The sequence below is a fragment of the Microbacterium sp. B24 genome (genome assembly GCF_000333415.1).
Classification (GTDB): Bacteria; Actinomycetota; Actinomycetes; order Actinomycetales; family Microbacteriaceae; genus Microbacterium.
On the sequence record NZ_BADB01000038.1, the window covers coordinates 1 to 4654 of the forward strand.

A 4654-nucleotide genomic window follows, 5' to 3' on the forward strand; every position below is an offset into this window, starting at 1 on the left:
AGCTCGGTCCCGGGGATCCTCTAGAGTCCCCGGACGGTGGGCATCGTCCGGGGGCGGAGCGCTGCAGATCCCGCGCCAACTGCGCCCCGCGGTGCGCGCAGACCCCGGCTGGTGTCTCATCGTCGCGGATGTGGCTCAGCTGGAACCGCGGGTCCTGGCGGCGATGTCCTCAGACGAGGCCCTCGCCGCCGCGGCGCGCGGACAGGACCTGTACGAGGGCATCGTCAGCAGCGGTGTCGTCCACACGCGGCAAGAGGCGAAGATCGCCGTCTTGGGGGCGATGTACGGCGCGACGACGGGTGACAGCGGACGGCTGGTGCCTGCCCTGCGACGCGCTTACCCTCGCGCGATGGGTCTCGTGGATGCCGCCGCGGCGACGGGGGAGCAGGGCGGCGTGGTCTCGACCTGGCTCGGACGGACCAGTCCCGGCGCATCGACGCACTGGCGCGACATCCAGTCCGCCGCCGCGCTGCCGGAGGCGACGGAGAGCGATCGGACGCGGGCACGGCGCGCCGCACGCGATCGCGGGCGTTTCACCCGCAACTTCGTCGTGCAGGGCACGGCAGCCGAGTGGGCGCTCGCGTGGCTCGCCGACCTCCGTGGTCGACTGGCGGCGCTCCCGCCGGTCGACGAGAGGGACGCGGCACGGAACTCTGGGGCCGTATTCGGGCGGCGTCCGCACCTGGCCTTCTTCCTGCACGACGAGATCATCGTCCATACACCTGTCGTGCACGCCGACGCCGTGGCCGACGCCGTGGGTCAGGCCGCCGACGGCGCAGCGCGCCTGCTCTTCGGACGGTTTCCGGTCGACTTCCCCCTCGACCTCCGCATCGCGCAGGACGCCGCCAAGAGTTGACCGCGGCAGGACCGTCCGCACCCGCTCGCCCTCAGCCGCACGCCGTCGACGCCACCTCGGCGACGCTGACGTCGTTCATCATCGGCGTGTGCACGAGCACCGGTCGCAGCTGCGCGCCGTTCTTCGCGACGAACCCGAACGCGAGCGTCTTCTGCTCGCCGGGCCGCAGCGTCACCCGCGCCAACGAGGCGGAGGAGTCACTGCCGTCGGCCGCGGTCGCGGACACGTCCACGCCGTCGAGCGTCACACCGCCGACGAACCAGTCGCGGGGGACCATCACCGTCACATCGGTCGTGATATCGCCGGGCGCGGCGGGATTCGCTGCTCCCGTCATCGATTCCGCGAACGTGCGCGCGCCGGCCGGTGCAGCGCTTCTGAGAGTCACGGCGACCGTCACGTCGGCGGCGCCGTCCGCGCGGCACGTCCGCACGGACGCCGCGAGATCGACGTGGAGGAACGTGTCCATCTTTCCGGTCGTCGCGTCGTTGAAGTACACGCCCACGGCAACGGGCCCGGCAGCTCGGAACCTCCCCAGCGTTCCGGAGAACGCCCCGTCGGTCACCGCGACCTGTTCGTCACTGTGCGTGCTGAAGATCGAGATCCGCCCGTCGGCGACCGGCTTGGCGAGCGCTCGCACCCAGCGCAGGGGGTCGATGGGCGCAGACGTGATCTGAGCGAAAAGGCGGTCGAAGACCTCGCGCTGAACCGCTGTCTGTTCAACGGGCGTCTTCTCGAGATACGGCGTGACGAGCACGTCACCCACGACGTCGGCAGGATCGACGATCGTGCCGTCGCCGAGGGTGATCGGTCCCGTGATCGTGAGCATCGCGGTGAGCACCGCAGGATCGATCGCAATCACCGCGTCTGGAGCCGGACGGCCGATCGACTGCCACCAGGCCGAGGCCAATCGGGCGCTCAGCGCGAAGTCAGTCGTCATGGTCGCGTTCATGACGAATCGTCCCGGGGACTGTCCGTAGAGAGTCACGAGATCAGCGGGCAGTTCTGCGATCGGGGTCTCGCGATGAGGGAACATGCTCGAATCGACCTGGTCGACCACCGCGAGCCGGTCACCGTCGGCGCGCAGCAGGATGAACGATCCGGTGATACCCCCGCCCGTGCGCACTTCAGCCGAGTTCTGCACCATGACCAGGATCGATCGGGCCCCGTGCGCTCCCAGCATCGCCGGCAGGATCTGGGCGACCGAGGCTGCCTCCGCCACGGTCGGAGCCGCCGCGGCGACCGCAGCACGCAGACGCGCCGTCGCTGCCTCGACCGGCCCGACCAGACCCGCGGTCGACATGCCGCCCAACGACCCGTCGACACGCGAGAAGACCGCGGCGAAGTCGTCCACCGGCTGCGCGGCCGCCGACACCGCCGTCAGGTCGAACCTTCCCTCGCCGCTGCGCGACGGCGTCGAAACGTGCAGCACCGGTTGCGCGGCGACGGCGAGGTCGCGCACGCTCTCCGCGACGATGCGCACCGCCGCGGTGTTGGCTCCGATGATCGGGGCCGCTTCCGTGGCCCGCCAGATCGGATCGGTCGTCAACTCCGCCGCGCGACGCGCGTGCTGTTCGGCGTCGGCCACCACGGCGCCGAGTGCCTCGATGTCGCCCGCCGCCATGGCCGAGCTCAGCCTCGGCTGGAGGGCGGCGACGTCGTCCAGCTCGCCCTTGGCCATCCACCCGCGGATGCCGAGCCACGCCAAGCCCAGCACGACGACGCCGACGGCGACCAGGACGACGGCCCCGATGCGACGCCGGCGGGAACGCCGGCTGCGGTCGCGGTGCTGCGCTGAGCCGGTGGTGGCCTCAGTCACGGGCGCGACGGGTGCGGCGCACGTACAGCAGCACACCTCCACCGACGAGCAGGACGACCGCCCCGCCGAGGAGCGGAAGCACCGCGGCGACGTCGCCTCCCGTCGCCGGCAGCGACATGCCGGCCGCCGCGACGGCACCCGACGTTCCGACACCCGCCGGATCGGTCAGGCACGCCGACGTGGACGGCGGGTACGACAGGGCGACGCGCAGCGACGGGTTGACCTCCACAACAGCGGAGATGTCGCCCCGGGTCCACGCGAAGTTGCCCGACGATGCAACCCACTGACCGTTCTCGAACGCCCATCCGGGCCATCCGTTACCGACGCCGGTCGCGTCGACGGACGCACCCGGCCACAGGACGCGCCCCGACAGTCGCCCGTTCACCAGCTCACCGAGCGGGATCGTCGTGGACTGATTGCCGTCGCTCAGCACGAGGCGAGCCGTGTGACTCGTGGCGAGCCCGCCCGGATCGTTCATGACGACCGAGTAGTTGATCCACGGAACATCGGACTCGCACGATGGCGCGACCATCGTGCCGACCAATGTCGGCGCCGGCGGCGTGTCGGGCCCGTACCCGTCGGCATCGGCGGCGACCGCGGCCGTCGCACCTCCCGACAGCAGGAGCACAGCGAGAACAGCGGACAGTGCGTACTTACGCATGATGAGTGCCTCCCCCAGGCGATGCGAGCCCAAACCCCCCAGCCGGGTCTCGTGGCGACACCGTATCACGATCGACCGTTGCCGACCAGTAGGATCGAGAGCGCGAATGGGTCGGCTGGACGGTCGCGTGGCGGGGTCATCCCGCACCGAGGAACGTCCGGGCTCCACAGGGCAGGGCGGTGGGTAACACCCACCCGGAGCAATCCGCGAGACAGTGCCACAGAGAGCAGACCGCCCCGGACTCCGCTGGTCGGAGCACCGGGGTAAGGGTGAAAGGGTGGTGTAAGAGACCACCGGGATCGTGGTGACACGATCCGCACGGTAAACCTCGCCCGGAGCAAGGCCAGACAGGGGATGCCGACGCGGCTCGCCGAGTCCCCGGGTAGGCCGCTGGAGCGGCACGGCAACGTGTCGCCGAGAGAGATGACCGTCCACGGAGCATCAGCTCCCGGACAGAACCCGGCGTACAGGCCGGCCCATTCGCCCCCGTCGGTCAGACGGCCAGCGCAGCCGCGCCGATGATCCCGGCGTTGTTGCGATGCGTGGCGGGCACGATCGGTGTCGTCAGCGTCAGCATCGGCAGGAATTCGTCGGCGTGCTTGGAGACGCCGCCGCCGACGATGAAGAGGTCGGGGCTGAGCAGGAACTCGAGGTAGCTGTAGTACCACTGCAGGCGCTTCGCCCACTTCTTCCAGGTGAGCTCGTCGCGCTCCATCGCCGAGTAGGCGGCCCAGGCCTCGGCATCCTTGCCGTGGTTCGCCCGCTGCAGGTGACCGAGCTCGGCGTTCGGGATGAGCGCGCCGTTGTAGAGCATCGCCGTGCCGATGCCCGTGCCCAGGGTCGTCAGCAGCACCAGCCCGGGAACATCGCGCGCGGCACCGTAGCGCGCCTCGGCGACACCGGCGACGTCAGCATCGTTGGCGAAGTGGATCTCGCGCCCCAGTCCGTCCTCGAAGAACTTCTCGGCTTCGAACCCGACCCAGGTCTCGGCGACGTTCGCCGCGGACAGGGTCTTGCCGTTCTTGACGATCGCCGGGAAGGCGACGCCCAGGGGAATGTCGGCATCGCTGACGCCGAGCGTCTCGAGAACGGTCTTCACCGCGCCCAGCACGTCGTCCGGCTCTGCGCGGCCACGGTCACCGACCACGGATTCGAGTTGTAGCTCCAGTAACCCGAGCCGGAGAGCTTCACGAGGTTCAGGTACCAATTGACCCCGGAGGTGTTGCTTGCGGCGTCCTGCCNAGCGAGGTCACACCCCATGTCGAGGCGATACTGACCAGAGAGGTTCGCGGATGCTGCGGGCACGGGCTATCCCTTGATC

General features: G+C 70.1%; 4 protein-coding genes and 1 other RNA gene. 2 read left to right on the forward strand and 3 right to left on the reverse strand.

Translation table 11 applies throughout. The annotated features are described in order from the left end of the window. On the forward strand, positions 1-856 hold an 856-nt coding region (locus I5I_RS00725; protein WP_036315155.1), incomplete at its 5' end, for a bifunctional 3'-5' exonuclease/DNA polymerase. Positions 857-887: 31 nt separating this feature from the next. On the opposite strand, the gene I5I_RS00730 is transcribed toward I5I_RS00725, so the two are convergent. After that, complete coding sequence (locus I5I_RS00730; protein WP_036315149.1) at positions 888-2672, reverse strand: DUF4012 domain-containing protein; 1785 nt, start codon at positions 2670-2672, stop codon at positions 888-890. Beyond that, positions 2665-3333 carry an LPXTG cell wall anchor domain-containing protein gene (locus I5I_RS00735; RefSeq protein WP_036315151.1) on the reverse strand — a complete coding sequence of 223 codons (669 nt, stop codon included), beginning with the start codon at positions 3331-3333 and terminating at the stop codon, positions 2665-2667. The genes I5I_RS00730 and I5I_RS00735 overlap by 8 nt, the downstream gene beginning before the upstream one ends. Positions 3334-3440: 107 nt before the next feature. On the opposite strand from I5I_RS00735, the gene rnpB reads away from it, so the two are divergent. Continuing rightward, positions 3441-3816: RNase P RNA component class A (gene rnpB, locus I5I_RS15965), an RNA gene on the forward strand. Between the two features lie 10 nt (positions 3817-3826). Here rnpB and I5I_RS00740 read toward each other — a convergent pair. Then, positions 3827-4480, reverse strand: coding sequence for an ROK family protein (locus I5I_RS00740; protein ID WP_306305719.1), 654 nt, complete (start codon positions 4478-4480; stop codon positions 3827-3829). Positions 4481-4654: the final 174 nt, after the last annotated feature.